This window comes from Rickettsia endosymbiont of Cantharis rufa, assembly GCF_964026445.1.
Classification (GTDB): Bacteria; Pseudomonadota; Alphaproteobacteria; order Rickettsiales; family Rickettsiaceae; genus Rickettsia.
In genome coordinates, this window is sequence record NZ_OZ032150.1 from 1,156,399 (window position 1) to 1,169,555 (window position 13,157).

The following is a 13,157-nucleotide window of genomic DNA, read 5'->3' on the forward strand; positions in this document are numbered from 1 at the left end:
ATAGCCACTATCTTCCCGACCATGAAATCGAGGATTATACCATTTATACGACTGATAATACCGCTTAGGATAGAGGCTTTGAAACCCCGGAATAATGCTAACGCTATTCCTGCAAGAGATTTTACTCAATTTTTTAAAAATGTCAATTGCCTTCCGGCCCCACCTCTGCACCAAGGGGAGCTATTGTCTCATCATTTGAAAAAGAAACAGGAGTCCTATTAGTATAAGAAGTAATCCAGGCATTATATAATAACAGGTGCTCCACCTAAATTATTAGAATTTATGTCGAAAGAACTTCTAAATGTAAGTGTATCTCCTACTACTGTACTTGCATTATTGAATGTAGAACCTGCCGACATACTGTCTTCCTAGTTAAATTTAACTATACCTCTTGCAGCACTTTCCAGCATAATTTTCACCTTTATTAATTATTGAAAGATTATTGTACTTAGAATTTATAGATACATAACTAATTTATTAATATTTTGTTTACTTACTTATTATTGCGAGTGGCTAAAAATTGTGTTGTATGGGTCGGGAATAGTGTTCGATGTCATCCTCGCACTTCACTATGTCATTCCCGCGAAAGCGGGAATCCAGCATAAAGCGAGATATAGCTAAGCCTCTATAAAACAGTTACGTCATGTACTTTTCGAAAAGCGTGTCTACATCACAGAGATATTTTCTTCTCCTAGATTTAGCTTAAAACTATTCTGGTTCAATGGGATTTAGATCAGGGGAATAAGGCGGTAAGTACTCTAATATATGACCGACTTTTTCTATCATAATTTTTAAATTTGGACTTTTATGAAAACTTGCATTATCCATTACAACTACTGAATTATGGGGTAATTTAGGTATTAAATCCTGTTCTACCCAAGCGTTAAAAATAGCAGTATTAACATTGCATTCAAAAATTGACACAGTCAGCAATGATTTATCTATTAACGCCCCTATAACATTAGTTCTTTTTGACGGATGCCAATCATGGATACCATAACATCTCTGACCTTTTACTGAATACCCATGGGTCCTAGGAGCACTACGGACAAAACAGCTCTCATCGGTAAATACGATCACTTTCTCTTCCGCTTTATACTTTTTGATCTTATGCTGAAATTCTAGCCTCTCTTCTTCTTTTGCCTTCGGATGTCTTAAAGCTTTTTTTATACGTAATATTTAACTTATTTAATGCTTTATGTATCCCTGATTTACTAACTCCTAACCGCTCAGCCCTTTCATATTGGTATGCATCACTATATTGCTCTACGCCTACCTTCAATCTATCAAGCGGTATTTTTGTTGAATCTTTATTTCTACTTCTTAAGGGCGATATTCTTTTTGTCCATACAAATACTCTATTCTTTCCTATTCCAAAACGTTTTGATATTGATGCAAAACTCATCTTCTTTTTTTTCTTGATTGCTGAAACTTTCTTTCTAAAGTCTACTGAATATGTTATTACAATGATTTATTTTAATTACTCCATCTTATTGTAACTGCTTTATAGAGGTTTGGTTATAAATTGAACTTTCAAAAAGCTTTAGGGTAATGGATTCCCGCCTACGCGGGAATGACATAAACGAGCCATGCAATAACACCTAGGATGACAGGGAATGACAAATTTTAAGAGTTCTCCTCTTCCTGTTGTTTATACCAAAGTTCTGCGTAATAACCCTTTTGCTTTAGTAAGGTTTTATGGTTGCCTCGCTCAACTATATAGCCTTTATCTAGAACGATAATCTCGTCTGCTTCGATAATAGTTGATAGTCTATGAGCAATAATAAGAGTAGTATGATATGCCGATATTTCCTTAAGGCTTGCTTGAATTAGCTTTTCAGTTTTAGTATCAAGCGAGCTAGTAGCCTCATCAAAAACATATATTGACGGATTTTTTAAGATGGTTCTTGCAATCGCAATACGCTGTTTTTCACCGCCTGAAAGCTTTAAGCCTCTTTCGCCTACCTGCGTCTCATACCCTTCGGGTAGCGCGCTAATAAACTCATGGATGTGAGCGTTTTTTGAAGCTGCTATAACTTCGTCATAACTAGCTGCATTATTACCGTATGCAATATTGTAATATATCGTATCGTTAAACAATACTGTATCTTGCGGGACAATTCCTATGGATTTACGAAGCGATTGTTGCGTGACTTCTCTTATATCTTGATCGTCTATAGTAATACTACCGCTATTAATATCGTAAAACCTAAAAAGCAAACGTGATATCGTCGACTTACCTGCCCCACTACTACCTACTATTGCAAGGGTCTTACCGCTCTTGATCGTAAAACTTATGTTATGCAAAATCGAACGCTCGTTATTATAAGCAAAGCTTACATTATCGAAACTAACTTCGCCTTTTGATATAATTAGCTCCTTAACATCTGCAGCATCCTGCACTTCTGCCGGTATATCGAGTAGCTTAAACATATCTTCCATGCTAACTAGAGCGTTCTTAATTTCTCTAAAAGCAAAACCAAGTATTGAAAGCGGAATTGATAACTGAAGCAGGTAAGCATTTACCATGATTAAATCACCTACCGTCATTTTATTCTGACTTATGGCGTTTGCCGAAAGTATCATCAAAGCCACAAGCCCTAGGGATATAATAACATCCTGCCCAATATTTAAAATTGATAGGCTATTAGTAGTTTTAGTTGAGGCTTTTTCATAAATTTGCATCGCTTCATCAAATTTCCTTGCCTCATATTCTTCATTACCGAAATATTTAACGGTCTCAAAATTCAGCAAACTATCGATTGCCCTATTATTGGCAGTGTTATCGCTTTGGTTCATTTCTCTTGCAAAAGAAATACGCCAAGTGCTGATTAGGAAAGTATAACCGACATAAACTATCATGGTTATTAGGATAGTCAGGGCAAACCAAATACCATAAACATACCATAACATCCCACTTACAAGTATTATTTCTATGCTTGTCGGAAAAATATTAAATAATGAAAACCGCAGAGCCGCTTCAATACCTTTAGTACCACGCTCTATTGACCTACTTAAGCCCCCTGTTTTTCGGGTAATATGGAAACGCATACTTAAATTATGCATATGCTTAAAGACATTTAGAGCAACCAAACGAGTCGCTCCATGCCCTACTTTTGAAAAAATAATATTTCGTACTTCACTAAAAATTTGAACAAGTATTTTAGTTCCGCCATATGCAACAATAATCCCGATAATAACCGAAAGAGCAAAATTTTTATTTAGCCCGTCTATGATATATTTATAAACAATCGGGACGAAAATATTTATTATTTTAGCTATGACTAGACAAATAAGAGACGTAACAATACGCAAGCGTATGTCAAAATCCTTCGACCATAAATACGGTAGAAGTAAATAGAATGAATTTTTGTGATTGTTGTTTTTGGACATTTTGAAGTCTTTGTGAATTTGTATGGCTTTGTAATCCAGGAAGCTTGTAGGTGTGGTTCGATGTCATTCCCGCGTAGGAGAGAATCCAGAAATACACTTACCTAAATCTTCCCAATTAGGATTAAGTTTTTCTATTAATTTTATTTTCCAACTACGATTCCACTTTTTTAATGCTTTTTCTCTAACAAGTGCTTCTTTAATATCAGCAAATTCTTCTGTATAAACAAGTTTTATAGCATTATATTTTGTCGTAAAACCCTTGATTATTTTTTGTTTATGTTCATAAGTACGACATAGTATATTATTAGTAACACCAATATATAGAGTGCCGTTGCGATCAGAGCATAATATATATACCCAATACATTTTTATTATTTATTTTTTCTGGATTCCCGCCTGCGCGGGAATGACATATGGTTTTGTCTACGTTCGCTCACAATGGCGTTTTTATTAATTACGCTCCAGCAGCAGGTAAAGTCTTCTTCGGTTGATTTTCTAACAACTTATCAAGTCTACCTTCTTCATTAAGCTTCTGTAAATCATCATTACCGCCAATATGCATATTATCTATAAATATCTGCGGAACAGTTCTTTTGCCACCGGATTTCTTAATAAATTTTTCTTTCTCTTCCTGAGTAAAATTACTTACTTCAATTTCCTCATAAACAACATTTTTCTCATCAAGCAATGCTTTAGCTTTAATACAATAAGAACAACTAGCAAGAGTATAAATAATAATCGTATGTAATATAGTTTTATTCATAATGTTATATTTTTTTAGTTAATTTTAAGTTATTATAACTCTAATTTAAGATAAGTAAATAAATGAATAATTTTTCTATTATATCGGATTATAAACCAGCAGGCGATCAACCAACAGCAATAAATGAAATTATAACAGGGTTAAATAACAAAAAACGCTCACAAATGTTGCTTGGTATTACGGGATCGGGCAAAACTTTTACTATGGCTAATATTATAGAGAGAACTAATCGCCCTACTCTTATTATGGCACATAATAAAACTTTAGCCGCTCAAATTTATTCAGAAATGAAGTCGATTTTTCCGAAGAATGCCGTTGAGTATTTTGTCTCATATTATGATTATTACCAGCCTGAAGCTTATATAGCACGCACCGATACTTTTATAGAAAAAGATTCATCAATTAATGAACGGATTGATTTAATGCGTCATTCCGCTACAAGATCACTATTAGAGCGTCGTGATGTTATAGTAGTTTCTTCCGTTTCATGCATTTACGGGCTTGGCTCACCTGATTTATATTATCAGATGACAGTTAATCTAGAGCCAGGACAAAGCTATCCTCGTGATAAACTACTAAATGATTTGGTAAATCTGCAGTATGAGCGTAACGATATCGGGTTTGAACGTGGTTGCTTTAGAGTTAAAGGTGACAACATCGATATTTTTCCCTCACATTACAGCGATAAAGCTTGGCGTTTATCGTTTTTCGGTAATGAGTTAGAATCTATTCATGAATTTGATCCCCTAACAGGTGAAAAACTCGCTAAACTCGATAAAGCTATGGTCTTTGGTAATTCACACTTTGTGATGCCAAGAGAAGCCGTAAATAAAGCTATATCAGGCATTGAAGAAGAGTTACAAAGACGCTTAGAGTTCTTAAAGTCGCAAGATAAACCACTTGAAACGCAAAGGCTAAATCAACGTACTCAATATGATCTTGAAATGTTAACGGAAACAGGTAGTTGTAAAGGCGTTGAAAATTATTCTAGATTCTTTACAGGGCGTAATGCCGGTGAGCCGCCGCCGACATTATTCGAGTACCTACCGGAAGATGCGTTATTATTTGTTGATGAAAGCCACGTATCTGTTCCGCAAATTAGAGCGATGTATAACGGTGATCGAGCAAGGAAAGAAGTTTTGGTAGAGCATGGGTTTCGTCTACCCTCCGCTCTTGATAATAGACCTTTAAAATTTGAAGAATGGGAAAAATTCAGACCACAAACCGTTTTTGTATCTGCAACTCCGGGACCGTTTGAGTTAGAAGAAACCGGCGGTACTGTAGTAGAGCTGATTATCAGACCTACGGGATTGCTTGATCCTGAATGTATTATCAAACCTGCTACTAACCAAGTTGAGGATTTAATTAGCGAGATCCAAAACACTATCGCTAAAGGTTTTCGTGTCTTAGTCACTACTTTAACTAAGAAAATGACAGAAGATTTAACCGCCTATTTGCAGGAGTTAAAATACAAAACATCTTATTTACATTCCAATGTTCATACTCTAGAACGTATTGAAATATTAAGAGATTTGAGACAAGGTACTATCGATATTTTAGTCGGTATTAATCTATTAAGGGAGGGGCTTGATATCCCTGAATGTGCTTTGGTGGCTATACTTGACGCTGATAAGGAAGGATTTTTGCGGTCAGAAGTATCGCTAATACAAACTATAGGAAGAGCTGCAAGAAATAGTGAAGGCAGAGTAATACTTTATGCCGATAAAATGACTAAATCTATTGATAAAGCCATTAGTGAAACGGCACGTAGACGACAGATTCAGCAGAAATATAATGAAAAACACGGCATAATTCCAACAACCATCAATCGTGCTATTCACGCTTTAACAGAACTTGAAAAAATCAATAATAAGCTTGATAAGAAACAAGTTCACACTCTATTTGACAATCCGGCTAAGTTAAAAGCTCATATTGATAAATTAAAAATAGAAATGCTTAAAGCTGCAAGTAATCTTGAATTTGAACAAGCCGCTAAACTTCGTGATCAGCTAAAAATGCTTGAAGGAGCAGCACTTGAATTGAGTTAGATCGATGTCATTCCTGCGTGGATCGAAAAATCCGTTCGGTGTCATACCGTGGCTTGACCACGGTATCCAACAAAACAACTGAAATACTAATAATTTTAGTATTTTAAACTGGATCCCGCGGTCAGGTCGCGGGATGACAGAGGTGAAATTGATCCACACAACAATGCCCCGCGGGAATGACATCGATCACCACACAGGTAATACTCATTAACAACGCTTAAAACTCCCTCTATGATACGGTGATAAGCCGTGTTTATTAATAGCTTCGATATGCTCTTTGGTACCGTAGCCGGAATTTTTATGCCATAAATACTGCGGAAATTTAGTACTTAAATCTAACATCAAACGATCCCTAGTAACTTTTGCGATAATAGAAGCCGCAGCAATCGATAATGATAAATTATCTCCGTTTATGATGCTAACAAACCTTTCATCATTGAACCGCATATTGCCATCAATTAAAACTATTTCCGGTTTAACGGTAAGATTTGCCGCAGCAATAGCACAAGCTTTTTTAGTTGCTTCTAATATATTAATCTCATCAATTTCAGTATGGGAAATAATAGCGGTTGACCAAACATAGTTACTAGTTATTTGCTCATATAATAATTCTCTTTTTTTTTAGAAAGCTTTTTGGAATCCTTAATACCCGGTATAATATTGGCGCTATCTATTATAACGGCACTTGCTACTACTGGACCTGCGAGAGGTCCTCTACCTGCTTCATCTATACCTGCTACAATATAGTTATGATATTTCTTCTCAAACTGTAATTGATCTACTTCCATAATTGTATTTTTTTAATTTTTAATGTATACTCGTTTAATTTGAAAAATTGGATTATGTCATTCCTGCGTAGGCGGGAATCCAGCGTAAAGCGAGATAACCTAAGTTTTTAATTTTAAAAATTTGCTGTATTTTATACTTTTTTCTGGATTCCCGCCTACGCGGGAATGACGTGAACGAGCCATGCAACAAAACCTAAAACAATATAAAATTATAAAGTGCAAAATTATTTTCAATTACTAGGGCTTCCGCAAAATTATAATATTGATTTAAAGATATTAGAAAAGCAATATTTTGCTATGCAGGTGAAATATCATCCTGACAAAGCAAAAAATTTGCAAGAAAAGGAACAAAATCTAATTATTGCAGCTGAATTAAATAACGCTTACTCTACTCTTAAAGATACTTTGAAACGTGCCGAATATATGCTGCTTTTACAAGATATAAACTTAAATGACAAAAAAGTACGTAGTTCACTTTCTAGTTCAGAATTAAGTATATTTTGGGATGAAATGGAAATAATTGAAAATACTAACTTATTAAGTGATTTAGAAAAAATAAAAGATAGGTATGAATTAATGAAGAAGCAAGAAATTGATTCTTTAAACCAAGCGTTTGAAGAGCAGAATTTATCAGATGCAACCATAAAAACTAGCAAACTTAAATATATTGGGACATTGCTTTGTAAGCTGCAAGAAAAAATAAAATCATGCAAATAATAGAAATTAGGGAACCGGAACAAGCTGACATTAAGTGCGAGCCTCAAATAGCAGTAGGTATCGATTTCGGCACTACTAACTCACTAATAGCCATTTCAGCTAATAGAGAAGTTAAAGTTATTAATACTATAGACGATAAAGAATTAATTCCGACTACTATAGAATTTACAAATGAAAGTTTTACGATAGGTAATAATAAGGGTCTTCGTTCCATTAAAAGACTATTCGGTAAAACATTAAAGGAGATTCTAAATACCCAAACACTTTTTTCGATAGTTAAAGATTATCTAGATACAAATAGCGGGCAGCTTAAACTAAATTTTGCCAATAAAAAGATGCGAATCCCTGAAATTGCAGCGGAAGTTTTTATTTACCTAAAAAATCAAGCAGAAGAGCAATTGAAGATTAGTATAACTAAAGCCGTTATAACAGTACCTGCACATTTTAACGATGCAGCAAGAGGGGAAGTAATGCTTGCAGCTAAAATAGCAGGTTTTGAAGTGTTAAGGCTAATTGCCGAACCTACTGCAGCTGCCTATGCTTACGGCTTAAACAAAAACCAAAATGGTTGTTATTTAGTATATGACCTAGGCGGCGGCACTTTTGACGTATCTATTCTTAATATACAAGAAGGTATTTTTCAAGTTATAGCAACAAACGGCGATAACATGCTTGGGGGCGATGATATAGATGTAGTAATTACACAATATCTTTGTAATAAATTTGATTTACCTGATTCTATAGATACTTTACAACTTGCAAAAAAAGCAAAAGAAACTTTAACATATAAAGATAGTTTTAATAACGATAATATATCAATTAATAAGCAATCATTAGAGCAATTAATTTTACCTTTAATAGAACGTACTATCAATATAGCCAAAGAATGCTTAGAGCAAGCAGGAAATCCAAATATAGACGGGGTTATTTTAGTTGGCGGCGCAACCCGTACTCCTTTAATAAAAAAAGAATTATATAAAGCGTTTACCGTAGATATTTTATCTGATATTGATCCTGATAAAGCAGTTGTATGGGGAGCTGCATTACAAGCAGAAAATTTAACAACCCCCAATATAGATTCATTATTGATTGATGTAGTACCTTTATCGCTGGGTATGGAATTATATGGCGGTATAGTTGAAAAAATCATCATGCGTAATACTCCGATTCCTATTTCGGTAGTAAAAGAATTTACGACTTATGCCGATAATCAAACCGGTATACAATTTCATATACTGCAAGGTGAACGTGAAATGGCTGCTGATTGCCGCAGTTTAGCAAGGTTTGAGTTAAAGGGACTTCCTCCTATGAAAGCAGGAAGTATTAGAGCAGAAGTTACTTTTGCTATTGATGCAGACGGAATATTATCCGTTTCCGCTTATGAAAAAATCAGTAATACATCACATACTATAGAAGTAAAGCCAAATCACGGTATTGATAAAACAGAGATTGATATTATATTAGAAAACGCTTATAAAAATGCTAAAATAGATTATACTACAAGATTATTACAAGAAGCAGTAATTGGGGCAGAGGCTTTAATCTTTAACATAGAAAGTGCTATAGCAGAATTAACAACTTTATTATCGGAAAGTGAGATATCTATAATTAATTCTTTATTAGATAATATAAAAGAAGCCGCATGCGCTAGAGATCGGCTCTTAATTAATAATTCTATTAAAGATTTTAAATCCAAAATAAAAAAATCTATGGGTACAAAGTTTAATATAATAATTAATGATTTGCTAAAAGGCAAAAATATCAATCAAATAAGATAAGGAAGAATAAGAAGAATGTCGGGAAAAATAAAAGTAACATTTATTATAAATGGTGGGGAAGAAAAAATAGTAGAAGCACCTATAGGGCTTTCTATTTTAGAAATTGCCCATAGTAACGATATAGACCTTGAAGGAGCTTGTGAAGGATCGCTTGCTTGTGCTACTTGTCACGTTATTTTAGAAGAAGAATTTTACAACAAATTAAAAAAACCTACGGAAGCAGAAGAAGATATGCTTGACTTAGCTTTCGGTCTTACGGATACTTCTAGATTAGGGTGTCAAATTATTTTAACCGAAGAATTAGATGGTATAAAAGCACGCCTTCCTTCTGCTACTCGTAATATAAAATTATAAAGGGTTAAATAAAGTGATACGTAAAATACTTCTTTTTGTGTTTTTAGCATTTACTATAGCATGGTTTGCAATCGCATATACTATAAAAAACAATGTTGTAAGTTTAATTAAAAATTCTGAATCCGATAATCTTAAAATATCTTATAATGCGGTTAGGTTTTCAGGCTATCCTTTTAATTGGAAAATCATCGTAACTGATCCTAAACTAAAATTAATTGATCATGTAAATTCTAAAGAATTTATTAGCAAAAATATTGTCCTAGATATAGCTTTTAGTACCAAAAAAGCTACTCTTAATTTTGGTCCTTTTATTAGAGAGGCTGATAATTATGGCGATAAAACATTTACTTATGATGTACGCAGTAATGACGACATAAATGGTATAGGAAAATTTAATAAACCTTTATACAAAATATCAAAAAATGATAATTTAAAAGATGTATTGAAATCAATTCAGTTAAATAATAAAGCATTATTGATATTTAAAGATGATCAAGAAATCTTTAAAATTAATGATTTAGCCCTTTTTATAAGAAAACAGAATTTAGCAAGTGAAGAAAATATCTCCCTATTTTTAAATGTGAATTACGCTTCTAAAAAAGATATTTTTAATTTTAAAAATGCTGATTTAGATATTGCTGCTTTTTTAAAATTTGTTGAAGATGGGGAAGATTCAGCTCTTTTACAAAATTTTACCGTAGAAAGATTCATTTTTACTTGTGATAATGATTCTAAAGTTAACTTAAACGGTGCTTTACAATTCTTTGCTAATAAATTACCGGAAGGTAAACTATCTTTTGAACTGGAAAATTATAATTCTATAGTTGATAAATTATTACCGAATAACATTATTTTTTCTAAAAAAATAATTAAAACAATCATTACTAAAGCAATTCATAAAGCTTCCGATGAGGGCTTAAATATAGATCAAACTGATGTAAATTCAGCTTACAACAATATAGAAAAAGCTAAGTTTGATATTGAGTTTTCAGATAAAGGAATAAATATCGGTTCTATTAATTTATTGGAACTAAAACTTGGTGAACATAAGGAAGAACAAAGTACTGAAAATAATCTAAATTAATTGTATGAATAATTTTATTTTTAAAATATACGGCATTATTATATTTCTTATTTGCAGTAATATTTATGCTTCTCCAAAAGTTGTTAAAATCGGTACCGGTTCTATTTTAAAAGGGTATTATTCTATAGGTCTTGATTTATGTAAAACAATTACAAACGACGATAAAAATAATGAAAGTATTAAATGCGAAGTTGTTGCAACAAGCGGAAGTATAGAAAATTTAGAATTATTACAACAAGGGAAAATTGATTTAGCCTTAGTGCAAGCCAATATTGCAGTAGAAGCATATGAGGGTATAGGATATTATCACGATCAAGAAAAAATGCAAAATTTACGTCAGGTGCTTAATCTACATGATGAATTTTTTACGGTTATTGTAAAAGATGAGGATAAAATAAAAGTTTTTGCTGATATTGACGAAAAAAAAATAACTAATGGTCCGGCATTTTCCGGTAGTAATATTACTTATAATGCTGTACGCTCTTTATATAAATTTTCTAAAGAACCTGAAGAGCTACACATTAATTATGAGGATTCTATTGATAAATTCTGTAATAAGGAAATAGACGCTATAATAATGATGGTTGGACACTCTAACCCCTTAGTAAAATTAATAGCTAATAAGTGTGAAGTTGATTTTGTTTCAATTGAAAATGATAAAATAGCAGAATTAATAAAACAAAATAGAGCTTTTCATAAAACGATACTTCACAAGGGCTTGTATCAAGGGATTACCGATGATCAAACTACAGTAAAAGTATCGGCAATCCTAGTGACTAGGGATGAGGTGAATCGCGATACTTTAGATAAATTTATCGGAGCTTTTCATAGAAACGTAGCGAATTTTAAGCTTTCTAATGACTTATTAAATAAACTCGACATTAACTATTTTGCCGGTACTAAAAATTTTGTTCTACCAAAACATGATTCAGTAAGAAACAAAAACTAATAATATCTTATGTCTGAAAATATTATATTTAAAAATATACTTATACCTATAGATTTAAATGATAAAAAATCTATAAAAGGCATTCTTTCTAAGGCTTTAATGCTTGCGACGAACTTTCAAGCAAAATTACATTTTATGTATGTAATTCCTGAATTCGGTACGAAAATGTTCGAAGATTATTTACCTAAAAATTGGAGAATAGAAAAAAAAGAAAAGTATCGAGCTCAAATTAAAGAGCTTATCAAACGATATATTCCCGATGAAATTGAAACAGATTATTATATAGGTAGCGGCGCCGTTTATGATGAAATAATAAAGCGCTCTAATGAAATTAAAGCTGATTTAATAATAATATCTGCAGTCAGACTGCAATTAAAAGATTATATGCTTGGACCTAATGCTTCTAAAATTGTCCGCCATTCAGATATATCAGTTTTAGTAGTAAGAGATGAATAGGTAGTATTGTACGACTTGTATTTTTCGCCATTGCGAGAAAAAACTTTAGGTTTTAACGAAGCAATTCAGTAAAAAATTCTGATTTACAGAATTTTTTATTTTTTTGGATTGCCACACGGTCTTTGGACCGCTCGCAATGACGATTTACTCCGTACGTAAGTCAAAATTTGTATAGCACAATAACTTACAACTTCACTTTCAATTTTACAAAACTTTGGTGGCTTTGATATTTCTTTTGTAAGTGACAGTTATACTCAAGTAACATACTTGCATTACCTTTTTCAGTTAAAACACTAGCGCCGATATTATAACCGACTTTAGGCTGTTTTGGTAATGCGATAGTTTTATTAACTTCTCTATCTTTCCATTTTACTTTAGCATTAAATTTCTTGCTCTTATTGTTAAAGTAGTTTTCTACAGAAGCTTGAAGTGCAGGCGTAATACTGAAACCTTCAACTATCTTCTGCGGAGCTAACGCTACGCTACCGCCTAAAATACCGATCCATAAGTTTTGCTTCTTAGAAGAGATGCTTAAATGCTGTATACCTACATCGCTTTCTTGGTATAAACCGTCTTTAGAATGGTCATATCTTACACCAATATTTGGAGTAAGTGTGATACCGCCGTTCATAAGATGATTATAACTTAATTGTAATAGTTGAGATTTAATCTTACATTTAGTAAAATAAGATAAATATTGAATGGGGTATTAGGGGTGAATCTAAATCAAAAAATAATGAAGCCGAAAATAGGATCACTAGAATTAGCTAGGAGTCTTGGAAGTATATCGTCAGCATGTAAAGCTATGGGTTACAGTCGGAACTGAT

General features: G+C 33.0%; 13 protein-coding genes and 2 pseudogenes. 8 read left to right on the forward strand and 7 right to left on the reverse strand.

Annotated features, from left to right (window positions below):
- Positions 1 to 708: 708 nt before the first annotated feature.
- The 5 genes from AAGD46_RS06590 to grxC form a co-directional block, all read right to left on the reverse strand.
- Complete coding sequence (locus tag AAGD46_RS06590; RefSeq protein WP_410525985.1) at positions 709 to 1,179, reverse strand: IS630 family transposase; 471 nt, start codon at positions 1,177 to 1,179, stop codon at positions 709 to 711.
- Positions 1,109 to 1,405, reverse strand: a complete 297-nt coding sequence (locus AAGD46_RS06595; protein WP_341786833.1) for an IS630 transposase-related protein — start codon at positions 1,403 to 1,405, stop codon at positions 1,109 to 1,111. The genes AAGD46_RS06590 and AAGD46_RS06595 overlap by 71 nt, the downstream gene beginning before the upstream one ends.
- 221 nt (positions 1,406 to 1,626) lie before the next feature.
- Entirely contained in the window at positions 1,627 to 3,393 is a 1,767-nt protein-coding gene (locus AAGD46_RS06600) for an ABC transporter ATP-binding protein/permease (RefSeq protein WP_341787018.1), read from the reverse strand.
- A gap of 63 nt (positions 3,394 to 3,456) precedes the next feature.
- On the reverse strand, positions 3,457 to 3,759 hold the full coding sequence (locus AAGD46_RS06605) for a GIY-YIG nuclease family protein (protein WP_341787019.1): 303 nt from the start codon (positions 3,757 to 3,759) through the stop codon (positions 3,457 to 3,459).
- Positions 3,760 to 3,847: 88 nt separating this feature from the next.
- Entirely contained in the window at positions 3,848 to 4,156 is a 309-nt protein-coding gene (gene grxC / locus AAGD46_RS06610) for a glutaredoxin 3 (RefSeq protein WP_341787020.1), read from the reverse strand.
- Between the two features lie 62 nt (positions 4,157 to 4,218).
- On the opposite strand from grxC, the gene uvrB reads away from it, so the two are divergent.
- The gene (uvrB, locus tag AAGD46_RS06615) at positions 4,219 to 6,204 is read left to right on the forward strand and encodes an excinuclease ABC subunit UvrB (RefSeq protein ID WP_341787022.1); all 1,986 of its coding nucleotides are present in this window, start codon (positions 4,219 to 4,221) and stop codon (positions 6,202 to 6,204) included.
- 207 nt (positions 6,205 to 6,411) lie between these two features.
- Here uvrB and AAGD46_RS06625 read toward each other — a convergent pair.
- Positions 6,412 to 6,992, reverse strand: a pseudogene (locus AAGD46_RS06625) (ribonuclease HII).
- Between the two features lie 216 nt (positions 6,993 to 7,208).
- Here AAGD46_RS06625 and hscB point away from each other — a divergent pair.
- From hscB to AAGD46_RS06655, 6 genes are read left to right on the forward strand one after another with little or no spacing between them, the layout of a single operon-like run.
- Positions 7,209 to 7,709: a Fe-S protein assembly co-chaperone HscB gene (hscB, locus tag AAGD46_RS06630; RefSeq protein WP_341787023.1), complete on the forward strand. Its 501-nt coding sequence runs from the start codon at positions 7,209 to 7,211 to the stop codon at positions 7,707 to 7,709.
- Positions 7,700 to 9,487 (forward strand): Fe-S protein assembly chaperone HscA, encoded by a 1,788-nt coding sequence (gene hscA / locus AAGD46_RS06635; protein WP_341787025.1) that lies wholly within the window; start codon positions 7,700 to 7,702, stop codon positions 9,485 to 9,487. Before hscB ends, hscA begins: the two co-directional genes overlap by 10 nt.
- A 15-nt stretch (positions 9,488 to 9,502) precedes the next feature.
- Complete coding sequence (locus tag AAGD46_RS06640; RefSeq protein WP_341787026.1) at positions 9,503 to 9,841, forward strand: ferredoxin family 2Fe-2S iron-sulfur cluster binding protein; 339 nt, start codon at positions 9,503 to 9,505, stop codon at positions 9,839 to 9,841.
- Positions 9,842 to 9,854: 13 nt separating this feature from the next.
- Positions 9,855 to 10,925: a hypothetical protein gene (locus AAGD46_RS06645; RefSeq protein WP_341787027.1), complete on the forward strand. Its 1,071-nt coding sequence runs from the start codon at positions 9,855 to 9,857 to the stop codon at positions 10,923 to 10,925.
- A gap of 4 nt (positions 10,926 to 10,929) precedes the next feature.
- Positions 10,930 to 11,874, forward strand: coding sequence for a TAXI family TRAP transporter solute-binding subunit (locus AAGD46_RS06650; RefSeq protein ID WP_341787028.1), 945 nt, complete (start codon positions 10,930 to 10,932; stop codon positions 11,872 to 11,874).
- 9 nt (positions 11,875 to 11,883) lie between these two features.
- A complete protein-coding gene (locus tag AAGD46_RS06655) occupies positions 11,884 to 12,330 on the forward strand; it encodes a universal stress protein (RefSeq protein ID WP_341787029.1) in 447 nt (148 codons plus the stop codon).
- A 184-nt stretch (positions 12,331 to 12,514) separates the two neighbouring features.
- Here AAGD46_RS06655 and AAGD46_RS06660 read toward each other — a convergent pair whose 3' ends face one another.
- A complete protein-coding gene (locus AAGD46_RS06660) occupies positions 12,515 to 12,961 on the reverse strand; it encodes an autotransporter outer membrane beta-barrel domain-containing protein (RefSeq protein ID WP_341787031.1) in 447 nt (148 codons plus the stop codon).
- Positions 12,962 to 13,045: 84 nt separating this feature from the next.
- On the opposite strand from AAGD46_RS06660, the pseudogene AAGD46_RS06665 reads away from it, so the two are divergent.
- Positions 13,046 to 13,153 (forward strand): annotated as a pseudogene (locus AAGD46_RS06665) (IS481 family transposase); the annotation flags it as partial.
- Positions 13,154 to 13,157: the final 4 nt, after the last annotated feature.

What these genes read in the sequence shown, in the direction of transcription:
- AAGD46_RS06650 (WP_341787028.1), top strand. Translation starts at nt 10,930, where the DNA reads ATGAATAATTTTATTTTTAAAATATACGGCATTATTATATTTCTTATT.
- uvrB (WP_341787022.1), top strand. Translation starts at nt 4,219, where the DNA reads ATGAATAATTTTTCTATTATATCGGATTATAAACCAGCAGGCGATCAA.
- grxC (WP_341787020.1), bottom strand. Translation starts at nt 4,156, where the DNA reads ATGAATAAAACTATATTACATACGATTATTATTTATACTCTTGCTAGT.
- AAGD46_RS06655 (WP_341787029.1), top strand. Translation starts at nt 11,884, where the DNA reads ATGTCTGAAAATATTATATTTAAAAATATACTTATACCTATAGATTTA.
- AAGD46_RS06660 (WP_341787031.1), bottom strand. Translation starts at nt 12,961, where the DNA reads ATGAACGGCGGTATCACACTTACTCCAAATATTGGTGTAAGATATGAC.
- AAGD46_RS06605 (WP_341787019.1), bottom strand. Translation starts at nt 3,759, where the DNA reads ATGTATTGGGTATATATATTATGCTCTGATCGCAACGGCACTCTATAT.
- AAGD46_RS06600 (WP_341787018.1), bottom strand. Translation starts at nt 3,393, where the DNA reads ATGTCCAAAAACAACAATCACAAAAATTCATTCTATTTACTTCTACCG.
- hscA (WP_341787025.1), top strand. Translation starts at nt 7,700, where the DNA reads ATGCAAATAATAGAAATTAGGGAACCGGAACAAGCTGACATTAAGTGC.
- AAGD46_RS06640 (WP_341787026.1), top strand. Translation starts at nt 9,503, where the DNA reads ATGTCGGGAAAAATAAAAGTAACATTTATTATAAATGGTGGGGAAGAA.
- AAGD46_RS06595 (WP_341786833.1), bottom strand. Translation starts at nt 1,405, where the DNA reads ATGAGTTTTGCATCAATATCAAAACGTTTTGGAATAGGAAAGAATAGA.